The 26,567-nt window shown below is 59.3% G+C and carries 19 protein-coding genes, 1 tRNA gene and 3 rRNA genes; 3 read left to right on the plus strand and 20 right to left on the minus strand.

Going from position 1 to position 26,567, the window contains the following annotated elements:
• Positions 1-22: 22 nt before the first annotated feature.
• The 3 genes from hrcA to hemW all read right to left on the minus strand — a co-directional run bounded on the left by hrcA (position 23) and on the right by hemW (position 3,950).
• A complete protein-coding gene (gene hrcA / locus JQS30_RS11870; RefSeq protein WP_213170471.1) occupies positions 23-1,033 on the minus strand; it encodes a heat-inducible transcriptional repressor HrcA in 1,011 nt (336 codons plus the stop codon).
• A gap of 142 nt (positions 1,034-1,175) precedes the next feature.
• On the minus strand, positions 1,176-2,381 hold the full coding sequence (locus JQS30_RS11875; RefSeq protein ID WP_213170472.1) for a CapA family protein: 1,206 nt from the start codon (positions 2,379-2,381) through the stop codon (positions 1,176-1,178).
• A gap of 351 nt (positions 2,382-2,732) precedes the next feature.
• Positions 2,733-3,950: a radical SAM family heme chaperone HemW gene (gene hemW, locus JQS30_RS11880; RefSeq protein ID WP_213173074.1), complete on the minus strand. Its 1,218-nt coding sequence runs from the start codon at positions 3,948-3,950 to the stop codon at positions 2,733-2,735.
• Positions 3,951-4,040: 90 nt separating this feature from the next.
• On the opposite strand from hemW, the gene JQS30_RS11885 reads away from it, so the two are divergent.
• The gene (locus tag JQS30_RS11885; RefSeq protein ID WP_213170473.1) at positions 4,041-4,823 is read left to right on the plus strand and encodes an enoyl-CoA hydratase-related protein; all 783 of its coding nucleotides are present in this window, start codon (positions 4,041-4,043) and stop codon (positions 4,821-4,823) included.
• 140 nt (positions 4,824-4,963) lie between these two features.
• On the opposite strand, the gene lepA is transcribed toward JQS30_RS11885, so the two are convergent.
• Positions 4,964-6,796 carry a translation elongation factor 4 gene (gene lepA, locus JQS30_RS11890; RefSeq protein WP_213170474.1) on the minus strand — a complete coding sequence of 611 codons (1,833 nt, stop codon included), beginning with the start codon at positions 6,794-6,796 and terminating at the stop codon, positions 4,964-4,966.
• Positions 6,797-7,198: 402 nt separating this feature from the next.
• Between lepA and rpsT the strand changes: the two genes are divergently transcribed.
• The gene (gene rpsT, locus JQS30_RS11895; RefSeq protein ID WP_213170475.1) at positions 7,199-7,474 is read left to right on the plus strand and encodes a 30S ribosomal protein S20; all 276 of its coding nucleotides are present in this window, start codon (positions 7,199-7,201) and stop codon (positions 7,472-7,474) included.
• A gap of 392 nt (positions 7,475-7,866) precedes the next feature.
• On the opposite strand, the gene JQS30_RS11900 is transcribed toward rpsT, so the two are convergent.
• From JQS30_RS11900 to obgE, 16 genes are all read right to left on the minus strand, one after another.
• Entirely contained in the window at positions 7,867-8,136 is a 270-nt protein-coding gene (locus tag JQS30_RS11900) for a hypothetical protein (RefSeq protein ID WP_213170476.1), read from the minus strand.
• Position 8,137: 1 nt separating this feature from the next.
• The gene (gene holA / locus JQS30_RS11905; RefSeq protein WP_213170477.1) at positions 8,138-9,124 is read right to left on the minus strand and encodes a DNA polymerase III subunit delta; all 987 of its coding nucleotides are present in this window, start codon (positions 9,122-9,124) and stop codon (positions 8,138-8,140) included.
• A 233-nt stretch (positions 9,125-9,357) separates the two neighbouring features.
• Positions 9,358-11,850, minus strand: coding sequence for a DNA internalization-related competence protein ComEC/Rec2 (locus JQS30_RS11910; RefSeq protein WP_213170478.1), 2,493 nt, complete (start codon positions 11,848-11,850; stop codon positions 9,358-9,360).
• 186 nt (positions 11,851-12,036) lie between these two features.
• The gene (locus JQS30_RS11915) at positions 12,037-13,065 is read right to left on the minus strand and encodes a ComEA family DNA-binding protein (RefSeq protein WP_213170479.1); all 1,029 of its coding nucleotides are present in this window, start codon (positions 13,063-13,065) and stop codon (positions 12,037-12,039) included.
• 84 nt (positions 13,066-13,149) lie between these two features.
• Complete coding sequence (locus tag JQS30_RS11920; protein WP_213170480.1) at positions 13,150-14,082, minus strand: DegV family protein; 933 nt, start codon at positions 14,080-14,082, stop codon at positions 13,150-13,152.
• A 13-nt stretch (positions 14,083-14,095) separates the two neighbouring features.
• A complete protein-coding gene (locus tag JQS30_RS11925) occupies positions 14,096-14,623 on the minus strand; it encodes a hypothetical protein (protein WP_213170481.1) in 528 nt (175 codons plus the stop codon).
• A gap of 50 nt (positions 14,624-14,673) precedes the next feature.
• Positions 14,674-15,324 (minus strand): histidine phosphatase family protein, encoded by a 651-nt coding sequence (locus JQS30_RS11930; protein WP_213170482.1) that lies wholly within the window; start codon positions 15,322-15,324, stop codon positions 14,674-14,676.
• A gap of 53 nt (positions 15,325-15,377) precedes the next feature.
• Positions 15,378-15,785: a ribosome silencing factor gene (gene rsfS / locus JQS30_RS11935; protein WP_213170483.1), complete on the minus strand. Its 408-nt coding sequence runs from the start codon at positions 15,783-15,785 to the stop codon at positions 15,378-15,380.
• Between the two features lie 150 nt (positions 15,786-15,935).
• On the minus strand, positions 15,936-16,556 hold the full coding sequence (gene nadD / locus JQS30_RS11940; protein WP_213170484.1) for a nicotinate-nucleotide adenylyltransferase: 621 nt from the start codon (positions 16,554-16,556) through the stop codon (positions 15,936-15,938).
• 262 nt (positions 16,557-16,818) lie between these two features.
• The gene (locus JQS30_RS11945) at positions 16,819-17,352 is read right to left on the minus strand and encodes a DinB family protein (RefSeq protein WP_213170485.1); all 534 of its coding nucleotides are present in this window, start codon (positions 17,350-17,352) and stop codon (positions 16,819-16,821) included.
• Between the two features lie 121 nt (positions 17,353-17,473).
• Entirely contained in the window at positions 17,474-17,836 is a 363-nt protein-coding gene (locus JQS30_RS11950; RefSeq protein ID WP_213170486.1) for an Rv3235 family protein, read from the minus strand.
• A gap of 319 nt (positions 17,837-18,155) precedes the next feature.
• The gene (locus JQS30_RS11955) at positions 18,156-18,623 is read right to left on the minus strand and encodes a GNAT family N-acetyltransferase (protein WP_213170487.1); all 468 of its coding nucleotides are present in this window, start codon (positions 18,621-18,623) and stop codon (positions 18,156-18,158) included.
• A gap of 172 nt (positions 18,624-18,795) precedes the next feature.
• A 5S ribosomal RNA gene (rrf, locus tag JQS30_RS11960) occupies positions 18,796-18,912 on the minus strand.
• Positions 18,913-19,063: 151 nt separating this feature from the next.
• Positions 19,064-22,191: ribosomal RNA gene (locus tag JQS30_RS11965) — 23S ribosomal RNA — on the minus strand.
• Between the two features lie 446 nt (positions 22,192-22,637).
• A 16S ribosomal RNA gene (locus JQS30_RS11970) occupies positions 22,638-24,174 on the minus strand.
• The 16S, 23S and 5S rRNA genes sit together here, the layout of an rRNA operon.
• Before the next feature lie 527 nt (positions 24,175-24,701).
• On the minus strand, positions 24,702-26,165 hold the full coding sequence (gene obgE / locus JQS30_RS11975; RefSeq protein WP_213170488.1) for a GTPase ObgE: 1,464 nt from the start codon (positions 26,163-26,165) through the stop codon (positions 24,702-24,704).
• 186 nt (positions 26,166-26,351) lie between these two features.
• On the opposite strand from obgE, the gene JQS30_RS11980 reads away from it, so the two are divergent.
• Positions 26,352-26,424: transfer RNA gene (locus JQS30_RS11980), tRNA-Lys, on the plus strand.
• Positions 26,425-26,567: the final 143 nt, after the last annotated feature.

The following is a 26,567-nucleotide window of genomic DNA, read 5'->3' on the forward strand; positions in this document are numbered from 1 at the left end:
CATCAGTCTCTTCGTAGTGGGTTTACTGGTTTTGTTCCAAGATTTCGGATACGTAGCGGGCTACCGCTCGCACCGCAGCGATAGTACCCGGATAATCCATGCGGGTCGGTCCGACAACTCCCATATTCCCCACTGGGGTACCGGCCCCGTAGCCAGTGGCGACCACGGAGGTGGCGTGGAAGTTGGCGTTTTCGTTCTCATCACCGATGCGAACTTGCAGCATTGCGGTGTGGTCGACGTGCCCTAGCAGTTGCATGAGCACGACTTCCTCCTCCAAAGCCTCCAGGATGGATCGCAGCCCGCCTTCGAAATCGGTGCGGGTGAGGTTGGCGGCCCCTGCCACAGCCAAACGTTCGTCTCGCCGTTCCACGAGTGTCTCCAACAACATGTTGGAGAGCGCTTCGACGGTCGTGCGCAACTCGGGGCGACATTCATCGGCCAGCGCGTATATGAGCGGCGGCGTCTCCGAGAGTGGTTGCCCGACGAGTTTTTCGTTGATGAGGCTGCGGATGGCGGTCACGTCGGCTTCAGAGGTGTCGGTGGGAAGTTCGACGTGACGTTGTTCGACTCGCCCTGTGTCGGCAATCATGACGAGCATGAGCCGACGCGGGGACATGGACACCAACTCGAGGTGGCGTACCCGCGAGCGGGACAAGGACGGGTACTGCACGACGGCGACTTGGTGGGTGAGCTGGCTGAGCAGCCGCACGGTGCGCAAGACGACGTCGTCGAGGTCGATGGCTTCTCCGAGGAGCCGATGCACGGCGCGCCGTTCGGCGGCCGATAGCGGCTTGATCTTGCCGAGCCGGTCGACGAACAGTCGATAGCCCTTGTCGGTGGGAATACGTCCGGCTGAGGTGTGTGGCTGATGTATATAGCCCAGTTCTTCCAGGTAGGCCATATCGTTGCGCACCGTGGCCGCGGAGACGCTGAGCCGCTGGTTCTCCACGACAGTCTTTGAACCAACGGGTTCATGGGTGGCGACGTAGCCCTCAACGATGGCGCGCAAAACTTCTAGCTTGCGGTCGTCCATCGAGTCACTACCTTCCTGCTAGTTGTGCCTGTCCGGTTTAGGGGCGCGATCGAGACGTCCCCCGTTCGGCTTCGGCGAACACCGTGCTGAGCCCGGATCCGCATCACTTAATTTTGGCACTCAACGCCCTAGAGTGCCAAGTTTAGCCCGAGCCTGTGACTGACCCGGCGCCGAGGCATAACGCCTGGTCATCACCGGGGAACTGGAGCACTCCATCGTCGGAGACAGTGACGGCGTTCTCACCGAAGTCCGCAGGAGATAGCTCATTGACCTCGGCAAAGGTGCCCTGCTCGGCATCGAGCGTGGGGCGGCCGTCACCGGCCATGCGAGTGGGCACGATATGGCCGCCGACCACGTGGCCCGTGTCGGGGTCGATATCGACTTGCAGGATCGCGCCCAGCCCGAGAATGCCGGTCCCGTTGAGAACAGAGCCGCCAAAGTTGCCGATGCTGTAGGCGATGAGTCCGCCGTTGTACATCTCCATGCCCCGGATGACGTGAGGTCCGTGTCCGACCACGAGGTGGGCGCCGTTGTCGATACAGGTGCGGGCGAAGGCCACCGTGTTGCCACGGTCCTCTCCCAAGTACTCCTCGGTCCCCTCTGGGGTGCGGCGGGCGTCCACACCCTCGGCTCCGAGGTGAGCCGTCGCCACCACGATGTCGGCAACCTCGGAAGCCGCGCGGACCAGTGCGGCAACCGCGTCGAGATCGCGTACGTCGGTGAACATGTAGTAGGGGGCGAAACCGACCGTCGCGACGGTGACTCCCTCCACCTCGATCTGTGTGATCTGGCCTTGCATGCCGGTGAGTTTCATGCCCGCGTCTGCCACGGCCTGCTCGGTTTCGGCCGCGCCATCGGGGCCGGCGTCCCAAGCGTGATTGTTCGCGACATTGAGCACGTCGAAACCGGCATCGGCGAAGATGGCCGCGTATTCGGGAGGCATACGGAAGTACGAGCAGCTTCCTTCGCATTTGACCCAGTCGTCGCGCAAGGAAAGCGCGCCTTCGAGGTTGGCGATGACCACGTCGCCTTCTAGGTGGTCGACGACCTCGTCGAAGAAGTCGACTCCGCCATTGGCGGGGAGCTGGTCGGGTGCCGCCCCGAGCACGGTGTCACCGACGTGGGTTATGCGGATGGTGGTGTCTTCGGGCTCTGGAGACGGTTCTGGGGAGGGGGGCATGGACTCGGCACCGCCCTCACCTCCCAGATCGGTGGGTTCCTCCTCTGAGGAGCAGGCAGCGACCACGGCCAGGGCGGGCACGGTGGTGAGCAGGCTGCGGCGGGCGAGACGTGCCCGTGGTGGCGAGGTGGGGGCGGGCAAAGCGGCATCTGGGTCCAGAGGTGACATGAGGTGGATTCCCTCCATGGGAAACGCGGTGCGCACTGGCACGTTCACGTTCGGGCGAACTGTGGAATTGGGCAAGACGCACAGATAGGGATTACGTGCTTGTTTCGAGGTTTCTTTCCTGCTGTGGTGGCTCATGGTTGAGGGGAATGGCAATTTCTCGCTATTCCTAGGCTCACTTGCCGGCGTTATCGCACTTTGCGGACATCTGACCGCGGGTTCGCAAACGCTGGTCACTGCCGGTGCCCACCCACGCTGGTGGGGCATGGTTCGCACCGACTCCGGTTAGGGACCTCATCCCCGCCCTCCTCACCGCGGGCCACACCTAAGCCAGGCTTTAAGTATGAGGGTGTTTCAGGTGGTGAGGTCGCGAATGACCGCGTCAGCTAGCAGCCGACCGGGCAACGTCAACTGGATCGTGCCCTCTTCGAAGGCATCCGCATCGGCCAGACCGTCGGCAACGACCTGCCTAGCTGCGGCAATACCATCTTCTCGCAGCGACGATACCCGCATCCCGTCCCTGAGACGAGTCCGAAGCATCACAGTCTCCAAATATTGATCGTCAACTGTAAGGCTTTCGTGATCTTCGATGGGCAATCGCGACTCTGACAGGGCCGCCGCATAGCGGGCCGGGTGTTTAACGTTCCACCAACGCACACCAGGCAGGGACGAATGCGCGCCGGGCCCGGCACCCCACCAGTGGCCACCCCGCCAATACTGGAGGTTGTGTCGGCAGTGGTCGCTGTCGGAGCGAGCCCAATTGGACACCTCATACCAAGTGAAACCTGCCTGGGTGAGCAGCTTCTCGGCAGCAAGATAACGGTCGGCCGCCACATCGTCGCTGGGCTGAGGAACCTCATTGCGGCGGACCCGACGAGCCAGGGCCGTGCCTTGCTCAATGATGAGAGCGTAGGCCGAGACATGGTCGACGCCCGAGTCAATGACGGCCCGCAGGGTGTTCTCAAAATCGGCAGCCGTCTCACCAGGAGTTCCATAGATGAGGTCAAGGCTGACATGGTCGAAACCAGCCGATCGGGCCCAGCCGACCGCGTCCAGTGCCCGTTGAGGTGAGTGTTGCCGATCAAGAATGGTCAGCACATGCGATGCGGTTGATTGCATCCCCAAGGAAAGGCGAGTGAAACCGCCCTGGCGCAGCTGGCGCAGGTAATCGGCGCTGACCGACTCCGGATTGGCCTCAGTGGTAACTTCAGCGTCCGCAGCCAATCCAAACTGATCGCGAATCTCGCCCAAGATGGCGACAAGATCCCCAGCGGGAAGCAACGTCGGCGTCCCTCCGCCGAAAAAGACGGTATCGACCTTGGGCACGGTGGGGAACCGAGCGGCGGCAAGCCGGATCTCAGCACGCACCTGCTGGGCATATGCCTCCCGGGACACCCCCGGGCCTAGCTCTGTGGCCGTATAGGTGTTGAAATCGCAGTAACCACACCGGGAAGCGCAAAAGGGCACGTGGACATAGAAGCCAAAGCCCGCCGAACTCACCTCTGGCGAGGCGGCGGCCGAGGACAACCAGTCCGGGCCCAACGGCTTCTGTCCACCGGCTGGGTTCGACATCATACTGGCGTTCTCGTCGCCACCTGTGCCGTACGGCGTCGATGAGGAGGAGGCGGTCATGCGCTTAGTCACACCTATTACGGTAGCTCTATGGCAGGTGCAACTTCGGAAACGTTCGTCAAGTATGAGGCCGCCGACGGCGTGGCCACGATAACCCTCGACAGCCCTACACATCGCAACGCGCTCTCCAATGAGCTCCTCGCGCAGCTTGAAGCGGCCCTACACCGCGCTAGCGGCGACGAGGAGGTACGTGTTGTTGTCCTTACCCACACCGGTCGTGTCTTCTGTGCCGGGGTCGACTTGGCCGCGACGGCCCAGTGTCAGGCGGCGGGCGAACTGCCCGCGGCCGCGCTGCCCCAAGTACTGGCCGCGATCTGGGAATGTCCGAAAACAGTGATCGCGTCAATCAGTGGCCCCGTTCGCGGAGGCGGGCTCGGTTTGGTAGCCGCCGCCGATATTTCAGTGTGCGCGGCCGAGGCCACCCTGGCGTTCACCGAGGTTCGACTCGGTGTCGTACCAGCGGTGATCGCGCCGGTGGTACTCCGCAAGATTCGTGCCACCGACGCGAGGGAACTGTTTTTGACCGGTTCGACGTTCGACGGCCGCCGGGCCGAGGCCACCGGCCTCGTGACACGGTCGGTGCCAGCCGCGGACGTCGAAGCCACAGTCAACGGTTTCGTCACTGATCTGTTGCAAGGCGCCCCCGGCGCCCAGGCAGGCGTGAAGCGGTTGCTCAGCGCACACGAGGATGTCCGCGGCGAACTAGAAGCAGCGGCGAAGACATCAACCGAGTTCTTCCTCGGCGAGGAGGGACGCCACGGAGTCCAATCATTCCTGGCTAAGAAGTCCCCAGACTGGGTGGTACCGGAGTAATCCCGATACCCCACAGACCCCAGCTCTAACAGCGGTGTGGGGTGTTCGGCGCCCGCCGAACACCCCACACCAGCACATCAAAGCCAAAACCGTTCAACGCCCACCCTCGGCGTTCGTCTCACGGCTAGGAGACAAACAACCTAGTTCTCGTCCGTGCGCAACGCTGCGATGAAAGCCTCTTGTGGGACGTCTACCCGCCCCACCGTCTTCATCCGCTTCTTACCTTCCTTTTGCTTCTCCAGCAGCTTGCGCTTACGGCTAATGTCACCGCCGTAGCACTTGGCCAGCACGTCTTTGCGCATCGCGCGAATGTTCTCGCGCGCGATCACCCGCGAACCGATCGCGGCTTGAATCGGTACCTCGAATTGCTGACGAGGAATGAGCTTCTTCAGGCGCTCCGCCAAGCGCACCCCATAGGCATAGGCGTGATCGCGGTGCACGATCGCCGAAAACGCGTCCACCCGTTCCCCTTGCAGCAAGATATCGACCTTGACCAGGTCCGCCTGCTGCTCGCCGGAACGCTCATAGTCCATCGACGCATACCCTTTGGTGCGCGACTTCAAGTTGTCGAAAAAGTCAAAGACGATTTCGGCCATCGGCAAGGTGTAGCGCAGTTCGACCCGCTCGGGCGAGAGATAGTCCATGCCCTCCATGTTTCCGCGCCGGGACTGGCACAGCTCCATGATCGCGCCAACGTACTCCGAGGGCGTCAAGATCGTAGCCTTGACCATGGGCTCTAGGACCGACTCGTTTTTCCCCTCGGGGAACTCACTGGGGTTCGTGACCTCAATTTCCGTACCGTCTTCCATCGTGACCTGGTAGACCACGTTCGGAGCCGTCGAGATCAAGTCAAGGTTGGACTCTCGTTCGAGGCGTTCGCGGATGATCTCCAGGTGCAGCAGCCCCAAGAATCCACAGCGGAAACCGAAACCGAGCGCCGCGGACGTCTCGGGCTCGAATTGCAAAGCCGCGTCGTTGAGTTGAAGTTTCTCTAGAGCTTCCCGCAAATTGGAGTAGTCGGAGCCATCGATCGGGTACAAGCCCGAGAAGACCATCGGCTTCGCCTCTTTGTATCCAGCGAGAGCATCCTCAGCGGGACGACGGGCATTCGTGACCGTGTCACCGACCTTCGACTGGCGAACGTCCTTCACCCCGGTGATCAGATAACCGACCTCGCCTACCCCGATAGCACTGGACTTGATCGGCTCAGGGGAGATGACACCCAGTTCCAATAGCTCGTGGTCGGTACGAGTCGACATCATGCGGGCCTTGTCACGCGCCTTGAGCTCACCGTCAATCACTCGCACATACGTGACCACACCGCGATACGTGTCGTAAACAGAGTCAAAGATCATCGCCCGGGCCGGGGCGTCAGCATCACCGACCGGAGGACGGAACCGCGTGACGATGGCGTCCAACAGTTCCTCGACCCCCGCTCCGGTCTTACCCGAAACCTGGAAGCAGTCATCAGGGTCACCGCCAACCAGATTTGCCAGTTCCTCCGCATAGCGTTCCGGCTGCGCGGCAGGCAAGTCGATCTTATTGAGGACCGGGATGATCTCCAGGTCGTTCTCCATCGCCAAGTACAAGTTGGCCAACGTCTGCGCCTCGATACCTTGGGCCGCGTCGACCAGAAGCAACGCACCCTCGCAGGCGGCCAACGATCGGGAAACTTCGTAGGTGAAGTCCACGTGGCCAGGAGTGTCGATCATGTTCAGGACGAACTCGGTACCAGCATTGGGCCCAGACCGGGCCGTCCATGGCATACGAACGGCCTGGCTCTTAATCGTGATGCCGCGCTCGCGCTCGATGTCCATACGGTCGAGGTATTGGGCACGCATTTTGCGCTCATCGACCACTCCGGTGATCTGCAACATCCGGTCGGCTAGCGTGGACTTGCCGTGGTCGATGTGCGCAATGATGCTGAAGTTACGGATCGCTGCGGGATCCGTCGAGCCAGGCGCGTAAGTCACGTTAGCCTTTCTTACTGTTCGAGTTCGTCAATGCTGCGGGCGTATCACAATTCTGCCTTATGCGCTCCTGGGGCACAGTTGGCCTCTGGTCACTTGTGTGCTCACCCCCTTTTAGCAAGGGGAGCGTTTGCCTACGTGTGTGTAGGTATGCCCGGATCCAGTCCAGGCCGAAAACATGCCAAAGTAGCGATGCGGGCCCCGATATCACCGTTCCCGCGCAGGTCATACAGACCGGCCCTGACCGCCTGTGGCACTCGTCTCCTGGTAACGTTGTTAGCTGCGTGGATTGCGCACGTGCGTATCTCTGGAACCTGGTCGCTGAGGCGGCCGGTTGCAGCACGGCCGCGTAATACCCACTCAATCCAGAAAACACATCTTCGAATCGAGACCGAGGCTTCACGCGTGGCGAACATTAAGTCCCAGATCAAGCGCAACCGGCAAAACGAAAAGGCCCGGCTGCGGAACAAGGCCGTGAAGTCGTCGCTGAAGACCGCCATCCGGAAGTTCCGTGAGGCGTCGGCAGCCGACGACAAGGCCGCCGCCCAGGCTGAACTGCGTAACGCTACCCGACTGCTGGACAAGGCAGTGAGCAAGGGCGTTATCCACAAAAACCAGGCGGCCAACCGCAAGTCCGCCTTGCACCAGCAGTTCAACAAGCTGGAAAAGACCAGCGCCTAATTTAGGAGCGCAACTGTTGCCGTCCAAAAAGAGGCGTACACAGTCGCAGGCTTGCAAAGCAATCAAGGCTCGCGCACTCGATCTTGTTCTCGCCTAGCCTGGCTAAGAAGCGTGTGATACGGCTGATGCCGGGTCGAACTTTCGTTTTCAGCTAGCGAGCGATCAGCTTTAACGCCGTACCATCGTCGAGGTTGGGTCACCACTTTACCCAAAGGTTGACCCAACCTCATTGCAGACGAGAAAACCCCGCCTCCCCGGCGGGGTTTTTCATTGTGGGCAAATAAAAGCAGAATGAAAGAAATATGCGGACTCAAGCAGCTAGTTGTGCTCGGGGAAGGCTGGATTCCAAGCCGGTCCGCCCCACCCCACCGCTACCGCAGGCTTGAGACCCTTCACGTCCCACCTGGATGTTTCGTCGCCCCCGCGATGACGTCATTGATCTTCACCATCGCGGCGACCGCCAACGGCAATGCGAGCACCACCCACCACGACACCTGCTCAGTCAAAGCCAGCAGGACCGCCAATGCCACGCTGCCCTCAAAGAACACAACGGACCAGGCGCTAGACAGTCGGATGTTCTTTAGCCGCAACGCTCGCGCATAGAAAGTTTGATGTGTTTGCTTGCGAGGCGGCGTCACCCGGCCCGTACGATACTCGGTCACGTCAGGCCCCTTCCCGTGCCGAGCCAATGGCCAGAATTGCGCGTTCCAGCGCCCATCCCCGATCTTCCATGCCGCCCTTGACGTCGGCGTTAACGTTTGCGCACACCTGCATCGCCTCGGCCAGCCCCACGGCGGTCCAGCCACGGGCGAGTTTGCGAGCCTTGTCGATCTGCCACGGAGCCATACCCAAGGATTTAGCGATCTGCTGAGATCCACCTCGCTCACCGACCACCCGGGAAACACTGCGTACCGACATGGCGAGGGCGTCGGCCAAGGGAACCGGATCGACCCCAATTTGCATCGCCCAGCGCAATGACGCCAATGCTTCGCTGGTGCGGCCTGAGACTGCGGCGTCTGCGACGGCAAATCCGGTGACTTCGGCCCGGCCCTGGTAGTAACGGCCGACAGCCTCGATGCTGAGGTTGCCTTCGGTGTCTGCCACCAGTTGGGCGCAGGCGCTGGCCAGTTCGCGCAGATCGGTGCCGACGGCGGCGATGATGGTATCGGCAATGTCGGCCGAGGCCGAACGGGGGGAAGCCCCGGCGGCTTTAAGCTCGCCCCGGACGAAGGCCGTGCGGTCCATCGCTCGTTTGATTTTCGAGGCTCGCACCATTTCCACAGTGCTGGGGCCTTTGCTCTCTGCCATTTTGCGGAGCTTTTCGGCCAGTGCCTTACCTTTGTTGCCCCCGGCGTGGCACAGGGCCAAGTAGACGTCAGGTTCGGGCTGCGAGGCGTACTTTGCGACCACCTCGCCCACGTCTTTGGGCACGTTCTGCGCGTCTTCGACGATGGCGATGGTGGCTCCACCAAGCAGCGTGGGACTGGTGATCTCGGTGAATCGACCCGAGGTGAGGTCACCGCCCGCGACGCGATGGACAGCAGCGTCGGGGTCTTCCTGGGTTACCGCAGCAGTGAATTCGCTGGCGGCACGCTCGGCGAGAAGTTCTTCGTCACCCAGAATTAGGCGAATTGCTGCTATTGAGGCCACGGTTCTATCCTTGCATGTTTGCGGTTGCCATTGAAATCGTAGGTGAACCAGCGTCGTATCGGCAGAGGCGTTGCCATCTGATACGCCCACGTTACTGCGAGGTGGGCACACTGTCTGTGGTCGTGTACTCCTTTCGGGGAATCTCTTTGGGCATAGGCGTTGTACACGGTGGTCTCTCAAATTTCTTCGAATTGGGTACCCATTGGTCAATGAAACTCGTGAGCGGTCAGCGGTCACGACGAATCCTGAATGAGTAGTTGCCCATTCTTAGCTGTGATGGTGACGGTTCCATAGATGTCAGTACGTTTCACCAGCACACCTCCCTGTGAGAATCTGCGGAGCATGTCGGGGTCGGGATGCCCATAGGTGTTGTTCTCTCCCACGCCAATGAGAGCGACTTGGGCGTCAACGGCGTCGAAGAAAGTCTCTTTGGAGTACTTCGAGCCATGATGTGGCACTTTGAGGATGTCGGAGTCGAGGTCGAGTCGCGCTTGCATCAGTTCCCGTTGAGCTTCGATCTCGATATCTCCCGTCAATAGGGTCCGTACCCCCGCAGTGTGCGCGGCGACAACCACGGAGTTGTTGTTCGAATCCGAGCGTGTTCCTCTCCATTCGCCACCCAACGGTGCGAGAACCTCGATCGTGGTCTCTCCGATTTCAAAAGTCTGGCCCGCCTCGGCGGCGATGACCTCTGCGGAGGAATTACGGCTCTGAGAGGGATTCGGTCTCGCGGATACTCCGGATTGGGGTGAGGATCGAGTTTGTTCTGCCAGCGGGGGTAGGTGCTCAAACGAATCGGCCATCATGGCGTGGCCGTCTTCGGCTCCAGCGGGAGGGGGCACCAAGATCGCATCGACACCGCGTCCCCGCAAGGCTCCCCGGATGCCTCCAACGTGATCCATGTGGAAGTGGCTCACCACGATCAGGTCGATGTGCCGAACGTCCAAGTCTTCGAGGCATTGGTCGATGTCCTCGTCGTTGGGGCCGACGTCGACCACAATCACGCCGTCGTCTCGACCCGGGAGCACGATCGCATCGCCTTGCCCCACGTCGCACATGGTCAGTACCCATCCGTCGGGATATGAGGTATTCCCTAGCCACATCACCGGAGACAGCAGCACTCCGATCAAGCTCACCGCAACGATCCACCGACGCGGCGTGGCGAATCGCAGCGCAATGAGCACGGACACGATCAGAGCCCCTAGCGCGATCGCCCACAAAGTTCCCGATGGCCAGGCCACCGTGCCGCCAGGAACACTCGCCCCAGTCTGAGAGAGAAACATGAGCCACCGCGCTGGAAGAGCCGCCATCTGAGCCACCAGCTCCCCCACCGGCATCCATATTGCCGCCGATGCCACTGTCGCAACGGAAAGCACCACAGCTGGGGCTGCCACCAGGGTTGCCGCCATGTTGACCGGAATCGCCACCAGGCTGACCTCACCACCGATGGCGACAAGGAGAGGCGTGAGTGCGGCCTGGGCGGCCACGGGAATCGTCACGGCTAGAGCTACCAGCCGTGGCCATCCTCTGTGTTCGAGGCGACGAGCCCAGCGAAACGCGAACCCGATGAGCCCGACGCAGGCTGACACCGACAGGGCGAATCCCCACTGGGCAGACAGGCCGGGGTCAAGTAGCAACAGCAATGTGACGGCCCCGCTCAATGCCGATAGACCTGAGCTTGGCCGGCCCAAGGCGAAGGCGATGAGCACAATGGTGGCCATGGCGGCAGCCCGCATCACCGGCGGCTGCGGCCCGACAATGACGATGAACGCCACCAGCGCCGCAACTCCGAGGACCAGCCGCGCTACTGGCCCCGCCCGCGCCGCTGCGGCGATGAGAAGCACCACGCCAAGAACGAGGTTGGTGTGGTACCCGGACGTCACGACTAGGTGTGCCAGACCGGTAGTGCGGAAGTCCTCAATGAGCTCGAGACTCATGGCGGACGCGTCACCGAGAGCAAGACCGGCGATAAGGCCAGCCTCATCGTCGGTGAGACCTGCCGTTGCCGTATGCAGACCCTGATGGAGCGTATTTGCCCACCGTTGCCACCATCCGGCGGCGCTCACCATCTGGGGTGGACCGCGAGAAAAGATGACAGCCGAGAGCAACTGCCCGCGCTCGGGGTGCTGCAATTGCGCCTCGACGACCACAGTGTCACCGGCGGTGAAGGACAGTGTCTGCCGGCCCGCGGCGAGCTGTGGATCGTCGCCACCGCCTGGGTCTACTGAGGTAGGTGCTGAGGGGTCAATATGGCTGTTCTCGGTTGCCTGCCAGTCCTCAGCCCTGCCGATGAGCAGCACGCGATACTGGCCCTCGATGTCGCTTTCGACTCCATTATTCGCAGAGAATGCCTCCAACCGTGCCGCGACTCGGACATAACCTGGGTTCCGCGCCAGTTCACGAGGATGCTCAGTCAGCCTCACCTGAGCCGATCCCGTTTCTCCACGTTTGGCCCAGGTCGCCAGCGGTTCCGCATCCCGAGCGGCCACATGCAACGACACCACGATCGAACCCAACACAATGCCAAACGCCAGGGTTGATATCGCGCTCCGAACCGGCCCCGTACCAGCCAGAAAAGATAGGCCCAATGCTGCCAGCGCAACCATGACCGCGACAAACCCTGAAGTGTGAAGCCCGAACAAACACGCTGCCCACACCCCACAAGCGACCAGCAGGAGGCGAGTATCCCTCCACATCGTCCAGTCCGGTTCGGCCCGATGCCGCACGTGGCCATTCGATATCACTAATCCCCCGTTCTTGACCCGCTTCGCCACTATTGGCGCGTGCATTTCCTCGACTTCGAGTTGGGGCGGGTCGATGACGACGACATCAATGTCCTCACGCTCACCGCACTAGCTCCCCTACGTTTGAGAGCACGCCCAAACATCAGCTGTTGCCGGGCGATATAGCGGTCACAAGATGATGTCGTCGCGGAACTTTTCCAACATGGCGGGGCCGATCCCACTCACTTGCAAGAGATCCTCAGCCGATTGGAACGAGCCATTCTGATCCCGGAACTCCACAATGCGCTCTGCCGTGACTGGTCCCACCCCGTTGAGCGCTGTCAGTTCGGTGGCGCTGGCCGCGTTCACATTCACTCCCGCCGGGCCGCCTGAGGACGGGTGTCCTTCATCGGTATCTGCTTCCACGTCGAGGACCGCTATCAAGTCACCGTCGTTGAGGATGCGAGCAAGATTGAGCATTCCGGGGTCGGCACCATCTACCAAGCCTCCGGCTTCCTTGATGGCATCGGCTACTCGCGCGCCATCGGGCACTTCCACGATTCCAGGATTAACGACGGCGCCCGCGACGGAGACGACAATGGTCGTCTGAACCGTATCCATCGGTGCTGCCACTGGCGCAGCTGTGGCGGAGGGAGGGTCGGCTGGTTTCGGCCACGAAAGAGCCGCTACTGAAAACCCGGTGGCGATGGCGATCAGAGTGACGACGACAAGGACGGCCCGGTTTGTTCCAGACAGCGCCATTCGCAAACGAGGGGGCAAACGCCGCTGGATGGCCTGCGCAACGACCTGGCCTCTCGTGTGCGGCCCGCGCGAGAGGCCAGATGATTCGCTAGCGAAGACGGTGCTTGCCTGTTCCTTGGCATCCGGTGGAGAGGGTGGTGTCTCAACGTTGTTGCGCGATAGCCCCAACCGCGACACGCGCTGCGGGACTGAGCCGTCGCACGTGTCGATCGTTTCCTGGCAGCAGCGCTCCCATTCGGTGTCGCCGGCAGCAAACGCAGTGAGATCGGAGCCGGCTTGGGTTCCGTCTCCTCGAACCCGGGGCTGCCATGCTTGGGGAGCCGGGCTTTGGCTATGTTTTGGCGCGCCGCCGGAATGAGCGCGCGATTCTCTTGGTTGTTTCCCGGTGTGAGGGGCCGGTTCCTTTCGCAAGTGTGCGTTGGCGACCGCTGGTGATTCGGTGTGAATAGTTGTCATGCACGAAATAACGAAAGGGCGGTTACGGGGACACTAAGGAATTTTTCCGCCTGTGGATAACCGGTGGCTTCGCAAAGCCCCTGGCTAGACTCCGAGGCCGCGCAACAGCCTTACGATTCGGATCTTCTGAGTGTCGACTAATTCACCTGGACGACGATGCACGACAACGCCGACGAGGCCGGGTCCGCAGTGAGCACCCACGGCCGCACCAACCTCAGTGATCTGAAGGTTAGCAATCTGCGAACCTAGCTGATGCTGAAGTTCGGTGGCGAGGGTTTGCGCTCGAGCGGCCGCTCCAAGATGGTGAACGGTCACGTCCAGCCTCTCCTGAGATTCGGCGTCGGTCACCGCCAACGACGTCAATGTCTTCACACCTTTAAGCGGTGTACGCACCTTGCCGCAGACTTGAATCTGACCAGTCGCTGTGACTTGGAGGATTGGCTTGACTGACAACGCTGTTCCCACCAGTGCCGCGGCCGCGCTGATGCGCCCGCCTCGGCGCAAGTACTCCAAAGTGTCGACATAAAAGTATGTGGAGACACGCTGCCTGGCTCGTTCAGCGGCGGATGCGACATCCTCCCGCGCGGCCCCGGCCTCGGACGCCGACACAGCCTCCAGGACCGGATAGCCCAGGCCCATGCCCACTCCGCGTGAGTCGACCACATGCACACGGCCGTCAAACTCTGCGGCGGCAAGGCGGGCAGCCTCAACAGTTCCGGACAGTGCACTCGCCAGGTGTATGGAGACCACCGCGTCAAAACCGTCTTGGTCGAGAAGTTGTCGGTAGAGTGCCGATAGCTCACCTGGGGAAAGGCGAGAGGTGGTAACGGGCTGTTTGCGACTGTTGAGCGCCTCGGTGACCTGGGCGCTACTAATGTCGCGACCTTCACGTCGTTGGAGCGCGCCCAACAGTACTGGGATGCCCACTATTCGCAAGGGGATGTGCCGTGTATCAGCCTGAGCCAACGTCTGGGCCGACAGCCCAGCGGTCGAATCGGTAACTACGGCAACACTCACCCTGTAACGGTACCTAATCGTTCAATGTGGCTTGCGATACGACGAATGGCGTTCCCTGCTGGCAGAAACTCATCACGTTCTCGTCTACTTCACCGTGCAAGGTGACGTCATTACCGGCTTGCATGACGGCCTCGTCGCCACCGAACAGGCCATAGACCACGCCGTCCTCGGCGGTCATGACTAGGCAGCCGTGTTCGACACCAGCTTCGATGGTGCCGGAGATGGTGGTGGCGCCGGTCGATTTGTCGTCGGAATCGCCGTCGCTAATGCCGTCGCTGGGGTCGATGGAGGGGGGTGCGGTCGGTTCGTCCGGATCGACGCATTCGGCCATGTCTTCATCCTCATTTTCGAAGTCGGCATCCTCGGGGCATGGTTCCTCGACACTAGTGGTCGAGTCGGTGTCCTCGCCACCCTCGATGCCTTCGTCAGCTTCGTCGCATGCGGTGGCGAAGCCAAGCAGCGCGACGCTGGCAACCACGGCCAACAAGCGCTGAATCACTCGCCAGTACATGTCTTGCTGGTGTTTCAGTTGCGTATCCATGCTCATTTGACGAACGGATCCCCACTTTGGTTGCCAATATCGAGGAGATTTTATGCCTGCTGGGCGCGGGCCAAGGGAGAACTGCCGATTTCGTGAGGCGCACTGGGGCCCAAGTTATACCCAAATAGGCGCCATTTTCCGCTTTTCATCTGCCGCAGCTCCGCCCAGTGACAGTTGTCGAGACCACCCAGTGCCCCGGAGACCGCCACGTCCCAGCCGAGCATCACGCTGACGGCCTGGCGGGCCGAACCACCATGACAGACCACAATTGCGGTACCATCCTGCACTTTCTCGGCAATATCGCGCATGGCCTCGCTGGCCCGCTGCGACAGCTGCTCCCACGATTCAATCTGTGGGTTCTGAAGCGGCTGCCCCTTGCGCCAGCGGGCGGCGTCCTCGGGATATTTTTCGCGGATCTCGGCGTTGGTCAGGCCTTCCCATGGCCCATACTCGCGCTCGCGGAGGCGTTCATCGGTGGCGATCGAGATCCCCACCAGCTCGGCCACCGGCGAGGCCGTGTCAAAGGCGCGCCGCAGAGGGCTGGCGACAATCAGGTCCGGCTCGTATGCGGCCAGACCAGGGGCAGCCAGATCGGCTTGCTGGCGTCCAGCCTCATTCAGGTCGATGTCGGACGCGCCTTGTATGCGGCCCGCCGCGTTCCAGTCGGTCTCGCCGTGTCTGGCGACAATGATACGACTCACGAGTGATGCGCTCCTTATGTGGATCTATGGGCGGTGTGACAGTCTAGGCGAACTTACTCGGCTCGCTTTGCCGCCGTATTCCCATCTTCCCCTGCGGGCACGACATCTTCAAACGGGATGGCCGGGCAGTCTTTCCACAGCCCGTCGAGGCCATAAAATTCACGCTCTTCAGTATGTTGCACGTGAACCACGATGTCGCCGTAGTCGAGCAGAACCCACCGGCCGCCCTGCTTGCCTTCTCGACGCAGTGGTCGCGCGTCATGCTGTTTGATCAGCTCAGACTCGACAGAGTCGACGATGGCGTTGATCTGGCGGTCATTGGGTGCTGAAGCGATCACGAAGACGTCGGTGATGAACATCTGATCGCTGACGTCGCGAATCGAGATGTCACGGGCCAGTTTGTCGGAAGCGGCCTTCGCGGCGGTGAGCGCGTAATTGTGGGCGAGGTCGGTCGCAGTCATTGTGTCCTTAATGTCTTTCTCGGTCGGCCAGCCTTGCGGGAGCTCGCTTTCATGGGCGGGCCGCCACGGTACTTGGATAAAGTTTACGCAGCTAGAAATACGCATGAGCATCCTGGCCGGGGGCGAGGGGCGTGAATTACGTCATCGCTGTTAGCGCCGGTAGAGCCGCTGCTGAGCGATGTAGGCGACGACGGGGCTGGGCGTCAAATAATGCAACGGTTTGCCCTGCTGGGCTCGCATCCTGCACACGGTCGACGACACCTCGATGCCCGGCATATCAACGAAGATCACCTCAGCGTCCTCAGGTAGCTTCACGCGCTTCCGAGAGTGTCCGGGGCGGTTGACCACTACAAACGTGACTTGTTTCCAAAGGTCCTCGATGCGATGCCACGTGTGCAGTCTCTCCAGCGTGTCTGCCCCGATAATGAAGTAGGGCCGCACCAGACGGTCATATTCGGCCACGACCGCAGCCACGGTGTCGACAGCGTAGGTAGCTCCTCGACGTTGGACATCGACACCACTTACTCGGAAACGGTCGTCCTCCTGCGTGGCGAGCCGCGTCATAGCGAGTCGATGCTCAGAGGCTAGGACGCCAGTCCCAGATTTCTGCCACGGGTCGCCGGCGGGAACGAAGACAACCTCGTCGAGCTGAAGCTCGTCGAACGCTTCACTCGCCGCCGCCAAATGGGCAAAGTGAATCGGATCAAAGGTTCCCCCCATGATGCCAATCTTGCTAGCCGAAGCATCACTGTGCGTCACTGACGTGCCCATATCCCCACTGTTCTGTATGCCTTCCCGCCTGGCGGTGCGGTATCTAGCAACGCTAGCAGCGCGAAGAGCGGAACAACTGGCTTGGCCAAGGTGACATGCACTAGATCGCCCACCCGACTGGTGCGGCTGATCACGCGCATTGAATCGAATCGGACAGAGAGGCTTATGCAAAAGTGCAAATTCAAGGCCGCAGGAGGCGAAGTTTACGCAGGTAAACGAGCCGACGAGAACGCTGAAAGTGCCTTTTGCATAAGCCTCAGAGCTATTGGCCGACCTTCCCATCAATACGCTCACGCAACAGGTCGGCATGCCCGTTGTGACGGGCATACTCTTCGATCATGTGGATGAGCACCCACCGCAATGACATCGGGCCACGCCACGGATCAGATTTCTTCCCGGGAGTATCGAGGCTCGGAATCTGGCTGACCAGCTCCTCCGCAAACGCCACCTCATGTCGCCAGGCTCTCCAGGCTTCCTCCACCACTGCGTCCTCGGCCACGGCTCCGTCGAAGTCCGCATCGGGATTCTCTTTTGTACACAGCAAGCGGGGAATGTCGTTTCCGGCCATAATGCGCCGGAACCAGGAGTGTTCTACGTCAGCCATATGCCGCAACAGTCCTAGTAGCGACATCGACGAGGGTGCGACTGATCGAGTCGCCATTGCTTGCGCGTCCAAGCCTGAGCACTTCATGGCAAGCGTCTCGCGCTGCCAGCGAAGAAATCCAATGAGTGTCGCACGTTCATTCGCCATCGGCGGAGGGTCGGTTCGGTTATCGCCATCGAAGTGATCATTCATGAATGAATTATCAGTGTTAAAGACTTTTCGCACAATTGAGTATTTGTTAGCGGGGATGAAAATAGCCTCCCGCGGTGGGTGCGGAAGGCCTAGGTCAGCGTTTGGAGTATCGAACTATTTGTTAGATGAGCTGGCAATGCGTCAACTGCCAGCCGACTGGCCGTTGTTCACGCAGCTCCATGACGCAGCTTCGGACTCGTTTCCCCAATTCAAGGCTGGCCACGACTTCAAGGCAGTGCGGAAGCGGCTGAGCGGCTCGTAGGATCCGAGCACCACATGTTGGGCCAGGGCGGAGCCTGCCTAGCTGGCGCAGCACGTGTGCGACTGAAAAGATCCCCTGTTTGGTCGCCCAGGACGTTGCCTCATTGAAACGGCGGCGACCGGCAATGATCTCGAGGAAGTACATCATGACCGCATGGGCTGCTCCAGGCAATGGAGCGGGCGGATTGCCAATGTCAGCTCCTACGAAAGCGGGCTTCGACATCAGTGTTCTTCCTCCTCTTTAAGAAGATAGCTACCCGTTGGTAGCTCGTACTGATGTCGATCCTAAAACCCCTAAACGCCCATTTATGGACAACACGCCGCCACTAGTCCAGCTTTTCTATATCAGCGTTGTAGCTTTCCCACAATGCCGACATTCATTGATCCACATATCAGCAGGACAGGGCGGTGGGCGGGTTTTTGATTTTGTAGGTTGTGACAGTTCACCTTAGATGACGCCTGCAACTGTCGGCTACACGACAATTTATAGGCATCACAGCCAACGCCTGTGCCGCAATGGAAGTTCGGACAGCAAAGCCGTATCAGTCTTCTTGGAGAACCGAACCAGATTCGGTTCTCGTATCCGTGACCTTCTTGACAAAGCGCAGCCCCGTCGAGGTGAATCCCATTTGTTCGTAGAAGGCATGTGCCGCTTTGCGTTTGGTGCTTGAGTTCAGGGTCAGCCGATGTGCCCCGTGTTGCATTGCCCAGCGTTCACATTCGGCGACGAGCGCACGCCCAATACCTTGCCCGCGGGCCTGTTCATCGACCACGAGCGCCAGCAGCTGGGCGGCGGGTTCATCGTTTTCGAAGGGCATGATGAGATGGCCTCCGGCAAAGCCGGAGATAGCACCGCGGTCAGTTTGTGCGACCCAGGCCGCATAATCCTGTTGCCCACTGATGCGGGCTAGTCGCCTAGCGATGGCATCGGGGCCGGCTGGATATCCCAACTGGTTAAAGAGCGGTTGTAGTTGGTGTGCGTCGCGTGTCGTGGTGGGGCGTATCAGCATGAGCTTGATGTTTGTTGCCGTAGTGTGTATGCGTGTTTGGGTGGGTTTGGTTGTTTGGGGGGGGTGTAGTGGTCGAGCTGGCGTGTGTGGGGGTGTTGTGGGGGTGGTGTGCGAATAGAGGGCTCTCCTTGACCACAACGGTCAAAGAGAGCCCTCTATTTGTGTGTTGGATGCTTGGCGGTGTCCTAGTCTCCCACACCCTCTCGGGTGCAGTACCATCGGCGCTGGGAAACGTAACGACCGGGTTCGGTATGGGTCCGGGTGTAGCCTTCCCGCTATCGCCACCAAGCAAAACGGTGAAACAACTATTTTTATGTCTCGCACTCACCTCGGTGGTGCGGCAGACTGGTGTGTGTTGTTTCAGAATCGTATAGTGTGCGTGCGTGTGTGTTGTGTTTGCTGCGGTGATCACATGCGCCACACACAAGAGTGTGTGTGGGTGTGTTAAGTTCTCGGCCTATTAGTACCAGTCAGCTCCACACATTGCTGTGCTTCCACTTCTGGCCTATCAACCCAGTCATCTTCTGGGGGCCTCTCCCCACCTATGGTGGGACGGAAACCTCATCTCGAAGCAGGCTTCCCGCTTAGATGCTTTCAGCGGTTATCCTTCCCAAACGTAGCCAACCAGCCATGCCCCTGGCGGAACAACTGGCACACCAGCGGTTTGTCCATCCCGGTCCTCTCGTACTAGGGACAGCCCTTCATCAAGTTTCCTACGCGCGCGGCGGATAGAGACCGAACTGTCTCACGACGTTCTAAACCCAGCTCGCGTGCCGCTTTAATGGGCGAACAGCCCAACCCTTGGGACCTGCTCCAGCCCCAGGATGCGACGAGCCGACATCGAGGTGCCAAACCATCCCGTCGATATGGACTCTTGGGGAAGATCAGCCTGTTATCCCCGGGGTACCTTTTATCCGTTAAGCGACACCACATCCGTACGTTGGTGCCGGATCACTAGCCCCTACTTTCGTACCTGCTCGACACGTCCGTCTCACAGTCAAGCACCCTTATACGCTTACACTCACCGACTGGTTTCCAACCAGCCCGAGGGTACCTTTGGGCGCCTCCGTTACCATTTAGGAGGCAACCGCCCCAGTTAAACTACCCACCAGGCACTGTCCCTCAACCCGATAAGGGTCGTAGGTTAGACGCCTAAGACAACCAGAGTGGTATTTCACCAATAACTCCACAACCACTAGCGTGGCTGCTTCACAGTTTCCCACCTATCCTACACAAGAAGCCTCAAACACCAATACCAAGCTATAGTAAAGGTCCCGGGGTCTTTTCGTCCTGCCGCGCGAAACGAGCATCTTTACTCGTATTGCAATTTCGCCGGGCCTGTGGTTGAGACAGCGAGGAAGTCGTTACGCCATTCGTGCAGGTCGGAACTTACCCGACAAGGAATTTCGCTACCTTAGGATGGTTATAGTTACCACCGCCGTTTACTGGCGCTTCAATTCACCACGACAGACCCGAAAGTCTTAATGGATCCTCTTAACGTTCCAGCACCGGGCAGGCGTCAGTCCATATACATCAAATTACTTCTTCGCATGGACCTGTGTTTTTAGTAAACAGTCGCTTCCTCCGCTTCACTGCGACCACCACCAGCATCTAGGCGCATGCCCAACCAGTGATGGCCCCCCTTCTCCCGAAGTTACGGGGGCAATTTGCCGAGTTCCTTAACCACAGTTCACCCGAACGCCTCAGTATGCTCTACCTGACTACCTGTGTCGGTTTAGGGTACGGGCCGCATCGCACTCGCTAGAGGCTTTTCTCGACAGCACGGGATCACTACATTCACCACATATGGCTATGCATCAGCGCTCACCCTGCGATGTCACCACCGCTGCATTCCCGGATTTACCTAGGAACACGGGCTACCACCTTGCCCCGCCTATTCCACCAGACGGTATAGCTACCCCACTGCGTCACCCCATCACTACACTACTAAGGAAAGGGACCCTAACACACACAACAACCCCCACCACCCAAAGGGCAGCAGAAGCCGCGCACATGCCAGTTAGCACAATCCCGTTCGCACTATACGCACAACGCGGGTACCGGAATATCAACCGGTTATCCATCGACTACGCCTTTCGGCCTCGCCTTAGGCCCCGACTAACCCAGAGCGGAACAGCCGTCCTCTGGAACCCTTAGTCAATCGGCGGGAGGGATTCTCACCCTCCAAATCGCTACTCATGCCTGCATTCTCACTCCCACGCATTCCACAGCTCCTCACAGAACTGCTTCACCACACGCAGGACGCTCCCCTACCCAAACCAGCCACCACATGGATGACTGTATTTGCCACGGCTTCGGCGGTGTGCTTAGCCCCGCTACATTATCGGCGCGAAACCACTCGACCAGTGAGCTATTACGCACTCTTTCAAGGATGGCTGCTTCTAAGCCAACCTCCTGGCTGTCTACGCGACCACACATCCTTTCCCACTTAGCACACCCTTAGGGGCCTTAGCCGGTGATCTGGGCTGTTTCCCTCTCGACTATGAAGCTTATCCCCCACAGTCTCACTGCCACCCACCACTTAGTCGCATTCGCAGTTTAGCTGATCTCAGTAACCAATAAGGCCCATTAACCAACCAGAGCTCTACCACAACCAAGCTAGGTATGACGCTGCACCTAAATGCATTTCGGGGAGAACCAGCTATCACGGAGTTTGATTGGCCTTTCACCCCTACCCACACCTCATCCCCTCAGTTTTCAACCTAAGTGGGTTCGGGCCTCCACGACCTCTTACAGCCGCTTCACCCTGGACATGGGTAGATCACTCCGCTTCGGGTCTAAAACGCACAACTCAACCGCCCTATTCAGACTCGCTTTCGCTACGGCTCCCCAACACTGGTTAACCTCGCTGCACACCTTAACTCGCAGGCTCATTCTTCAAAAGGCACGCCATCACCCACCCCGCACACAAAAGCATACGGCCAGGCTCTGACGGATTATCAGCACATGGTTTCAGGAACTATTTCACTCCCCTCCCGGGGTACTTTTCACCATTCCCTCACGGTACTATCCACTATCGGTCACCGGAAGTATTTAGGCTTACCAGACGGTCCTGGCAGATTCACACAAGACTCCACGAATCCTGTACTACTCGAGAACAACACCAGATGCACACTAAAAGGGCCTTCACCTACGGGACTCTCACCCACTACGGCAGCGCTTCCCAACGCCTTCAGCTAACCCCAAGCACACACCCGATCCCCGGCAGGAAATCACGGCATCATCTCACAACCCCAGATCCGCAACGGCTGCCGCCTTGACACGAACCTAGTTTAGCCTCCTGCGCTTTCGCTCACCACTACTCACACAATCACTACTTGTTTTCTCTTCCAGCGGGTACTGAGATGTTTCACTTCCCCGCGTCACCACAACCCGCCCTATACATTCAAGCGGGAGCGACCGAGCACAAACCCGGCCAGGTTTCCCCATTCGGACACCCTGGGATCACAGCCCTGCTGGCGACTCCCCCAGGCCTATCGCGGCCTCACACGTCCTTCATCGGCTTCCGGCACCAAGGCATCCACCATGCGCCCTACACAACTTAACCACACAACACATGCAATCAAGCAAACAAAACAAAGACACTCACGCACACTATACAAATCTCAAACAACACACCACCACCACAAAAACCCCCAACCCCCTCCAAAACTCAACCCCCCACCCACCCCCACAACAGGGAACAGACAGAGAGCCAAATCTCAAAGAAAACCCATAAAGGAAAACGGGAATCTTCGTGGTACCAGTCCAGAGGTTGTTACCTCAGGACCCAACAGGATGCCACCACCAGCACGCCCCACCATCACAGGCAGAACCGTACAAGCAGTGTTAAGGATAGAAAATGTGCTTAATATAAAGAATCGCGCTCACACGAGCAAACCACCAACACCACACCAGAACCAAACAACTAACCAACAGTCAGTCACTTATGCACTCGATGCGTTTGGTGGTCGTCGATGACGCATCCCTGATGGATGCGTATGAGCTCCTTAGAAAGGAGGTGATCCAGCCGCACCTTCCGGTACGGCTACCTTGTTACGACTTCGTCCCAATTGCCAGCCCCACCTTCGACCACTCCCCCCAGATAAATCTGGTTGGGCCGTGGGCTTCGGGTGTTGCCAACTTTCGTGACGTGACGGGCGGTGTGTACAAGGCCCGAGAACGTATTCACCGCAGCGTTGCTGATCTGCGATTACTAGCGACTCCAACTTCACGAAGTCGAGTTGCAGACTTCGATCCGAACTGAGAACGGCTTTACAGAGATTCGCTCCACCTCACGGCTTCGCAACCCGCTGTACCGTCCATTGTAGCATGCGTGAAGCCCTGGACATAAGGGGCATGATGACTTGACCTCATCCCCACCTTCCTCCGAGTTAACCCCGGCAGTCTCCTGCAAGTCCCCACCATAACGTGCTGGCAATACAGGATAAGGGTTGCGCTCGTTGCGGGACTTAACCCAACATCTCACGACACGAGCTGACGACAGCCATGCACCACCTGTCACCCAGTCCGAAGAAAACCCTATCTCTAGGGCAGTCCGGGTGATGTCAAACCCAGGTAAGGTTCTTCGCGTTGCATCGAATTAATCCGCATGCTCCGCCGCTTGTGCGGGCCCCCGTCAATTCCTTTGAGTTTTAGCCTTGCGGCCGTACTCCCCAGGCGGGGCGCTTAATGCGTTAGCTACGGCACAGAACAAACAAATGCTGCCCCACACCTAGCGCCCACCGTTTACAGCATGGACTACCAGGGTATCTAATCCTGTTCGCTCCCCATGCTTTCGCTCCTCAGCGTCAGTACAAGCCCAGAGACCCGCCTTCGCCACCGGTATTCCTCCGCATATCTGCGCATTCCACCGCTACACGCGGAATTCCAGTCTCCCCTACTTGCCTCAAGCCCGCCCGTATCCGACGCAAAACCCCGGTTAAGCCGAGGCCTTTCACGCCAGACGCGACAGGCCGCCTACGAGCCCTTTACGCCCAATAATTCCGGACAACGCTTGCCCCCTACGTCTTACCGCGGCTGCTGGCACGTAGTTAGCCGGAGCTTATTCATAACCTACCGTCAACACAAGAAAACCTGTGCCTTCGTCAGAAATAAAAGAGGTTTACAACCCGAAAGCCGTCATCCCTCACGCGGCGTCGCTGCATCAGGCTTTCGCCCATTGTGCAATATTCCCCACTGCTGCCTCCCGTAGGAGTCTGGGCCGTATCTCAGTCCCAATGTGACCGACCGCCCTCTCAGGCCGGTTACCCGTCAACGTCTTGGTAGGCCATCACCCCACCAACAAACTGATAGGCCGCAAGCCCCTCTCAAACCAGAAACCCTTTCCACACCCCCACATGCGTGGGAATGTGAATATCCGGTATTAGCCCGCGTTTCCACGAGTTATCCCAAAGTCTGAGGCAGGTTACTCACGTGTTACTCACCCGTTCGCCACTCGAGTACTCCCGAAGGAGCCTTTCCGTTCGACTTGCATGTGTGAAGCACGCCGCCAGCGTTCGTCCTGAGCCAGGATCAAACTCTCCAACAAAAAACTATGTTAAAAAGACACCTGACCGAATTTAACAACAAAACACCAGCACAAAAAATGCCAATAATAATGTCAAGGAAAAGACAGTCAAACAAAGACCAAACAAAACACACACAACAGCAACCAGCCAAAACCAGCCACCATCAACGCGCACCCTGCAGGCCCACACATCGACTATCCAAACACCCTGTTGAGTTCTCAAACAACAACCCCCACCCAGACACAACCCAGCCAAAACCAGACCACAACCTGAGAAGAGCAACCCGACTAACATACCAAACCGAATCCCACCCAAAACCAGGGGGGCCCAACCAGTAGCTAATCAAAAAGTCTCATATCGACCAAATATCCGGCCAGTGGCTTTTCAGCCCCGCTGTCCGTTTCCCTCGGCGACAAGACAAACTTTACGGGACCCTAAACAACCCCAAAACGCGGGGGTACGTGGTCGCCGACACACAGCGGTTGACCTGGAATTATTTCAGATAAACCCGCTGTGTGCCGGAGAATTGCGTAATTTCGACCGACTGCTAGCGCTTCTTGCCGCGCTTGGCTTCCTCTTGCGCAACGCGCTCCAGCAGTTCGGATCGGCGCAACTTTCGCTCCGAGAGACGTTCGCTGGCGCGTTTACGGTCGTTGGCATCGAAGCGGACGTCGGTGCCACGTGGACCCACCACATTGGCGACGGCCTCCGGATCGGTGGGCTGCCATTCGAACTCCCACGTGCCGATGCGCACGACGCTGCCCGCCACCGCGCCCATCTTCGCGAGCTTCTCTTCCACCCCGAGGCGTGCCAGCCTGTCGGCCAAGTAGCCCACGGCCTCCTCATTGTCGAAGTTGGTCTGACGCACCCACCGTTCCGGCTGCGCGCCGAAGACGATGAACTCCGCGTCGCCAGTGATGTCGGCGGGCGCGGGAAGAACTTCGAATCCAGAATCATCCACCGCCTTCGGTCGGATGACGATCCGGGTGGATTCGACCTCAGGCTGATTGGCGCGGTGCTCTTTGACCGCGTTGGCGAAGGCAAACGACAACTCTTTGAGACCTTCGCGGTTCACAGCGCTAACTTCAAAGATCGGCCACCCATATTCCTCAAGGTCGGCGCGCACAATCTCTGCGAGGTCCTTGCCATCAGGAATGTCAATCTTGTTGAGAACGATGAGACGGGGACGGCCGCTCAGACCGCCATACTCGGCTAGCTCGTGTTCCAAGGCGTCGATGTCGGCAACCGGGTGCCGCTGAGTCTCCAGCGAGGCACAGTCGACCACGTGAGCCAAGACCGCGCAGCGCTCGATATGCCGCAAGAATGTCAGGCCAAGGCCCTTACCCTGAGCGGCTCCGGGGATGAGCCCGGGAACGTCCGCCACCGTGTAGGTGGTGGCTCCAGCAGAGACCACGCCCAAGTTGGGCACGAGCGTGGTGAACGGGTAGTCAGCGATCTTCGGCCGGGCCGCCGACAATGCGGCGATCAAAGATGACTTTCCCGCCGATGGGAAGCCCACCAGACCGACATCCGCTACCGATTTGAGTTCAAGAACGATATCGAACTCTTCTCCCGGTTCACCCAGTTCGGCGAATCCAGGGGCACGGCGCCGCGAACTGACCAACGAAGCGTTACCCCGCCCCCCTCGCCCGCCACGAGCGATGGTCAGTTCAGTTCCCTCGCCGACAAGGTCGGCCAGTTCTTCACCGTCCGCATTGCGCACGATGGTTCCATTGGGAACCGGGAGCCGCAGCGTTGTGCCCTTGGCGCCGTCCCGATTCGATCCTTGGCCTTGGCCGCCGTTGGTGGCCTTAGCTTGTTTTTGAAAGTGGTAGTCAAGCAAGGTATGCACGTTGGGATCGACGTAGAGCACCACGTCGCCGCCATGCCCACCGTTGCCCCCGTCCGGGCCCCCCAGCGGCCTGAACTTTTCCCGGTGGATAGAAGCACAGCCGTTTCCGCCAGCACCAGCAATCACGCGCAGGCTGACCTGGTCTACAAAAGAAGTCACCTCACCAGCCTAACCACGTCGACCGGCCCCCCTAACTCCACACTGTCAACGCGTGATAAAGTTTCTCTCGGTTCGCGGGTGATGCGAACGGTTTCGGCCACAACGTCATCACTCCACCGTTTCTCCAGATATCCAGCTAAAACAGTGGAGTTGCCGCCTGGTTTCAGACGGCAGGAGAAAATGCCAGCGCCGCTAGCTCAACTGGCAGAGCAGCTGACTCTTAATCAGCGGGTTCGGGGTTCGAGTCCCTGGCGGCGCACAAAAGCAAGGTCCCTGAACTGGTTTTTTACTAGTTCAGGGACCTTTTTCGCGCGTGGAGAAAAGTCACCGGCGGCGTTTGTGAGCAGTTATGGAGCGGGCGTTCTCCCTTAGCGTCGGACACTCCGGCCAGAAAAGCATTTC

It is taken from the genome of Natronoglycomyces albus (assembly GCF_016925535.1).
Classification (GTDB): Bacteria; Actinomycetota; Actinomycetes; order Mycobacteriales; family Micromonosporaceae; genus Natronoglycomyces; species Natronoglycomyces albus.

Excerpts from the sequence above, each read along its gene's own strand:
- JQS30_RS11925 (WP_213170481.1), bottom strand. The coding sequence starts at position 14,623 with ATGGATACGCAACTGAAACACCAGCAAGACATGTACTGGCGAGTGATT.
- hrcA (WP_213170471.1), bottom strand. The coding sequence starts at position 1,033 with ATGGACGACCGCAAGCTAGAAGTTTTGCGCGCCATCGTTGAGGGCTAC.
- JQS30_RS11915 (WP_213170479.1), bottom strand. The coding sequence starts at position 13,065 with ATGACAACTATTCACACCGAATCACCAGCGGTCGCCAACGCACACTTG.
- nadD (WP_213170484.1), bottom strand. The coding sequence starts at position 16,556 with ATGGGCACGTCAGTGACGCACAGTGATGCTTCGGCTAGCAAGATTGGC.
- rsfS (WP_213170483.1), bottom strand. The coding sequence starts at position 15,785 with ATGACTGCGACCGACCTCGCCCACAATTACGCGCTCACCGCCGCGAAG.
- JQS30_RS11875 (WP_213170472.1), bottom strand. The coding sequence starts at position 2,381 with ATGTCACCTCTGGACCCAGATGCCGCTTTGCCCGCCCCCACCTCGCCA.
- JQS30_RS11885 (WP_213170473.1), top strand. The coding sequence starts at position 4,041 with ATGGCAGGTGCAACTTCGGAAACGTTCGTCAAGTATGAGGCCGCCGAC.
- hemW (WP_213173074.1), bottom strand. The coding sequence starts at position 3,950 with ATGTCGAACCCAGCCGGTGGACAGAAGCCGTTGGGCCCGGACTGGTTG.
- JQS30_RS11945 (WP_213170485.1), bottom strand. The coding sequence starts at position 17,352 with ATGAATGATCACTTCGATGGCGATAACCGAACCGACCCTCCGCCGATG.
- JQS30_RS11950 (WP_213170486.1), bottom strand. The coding sequence starts at position 17,836 with ATGTCGAAGCCCGCTTTCGTAGGAGCTGACATTGGCAATCCGCCCGCT.
- JQS30_RS11955 (WP_213170487.1), bottom strand. The coding sequence starts at position 18,623 with ATGCTGATACGCCCCACCACGACACGCGACGCACACCAACTACAACCG.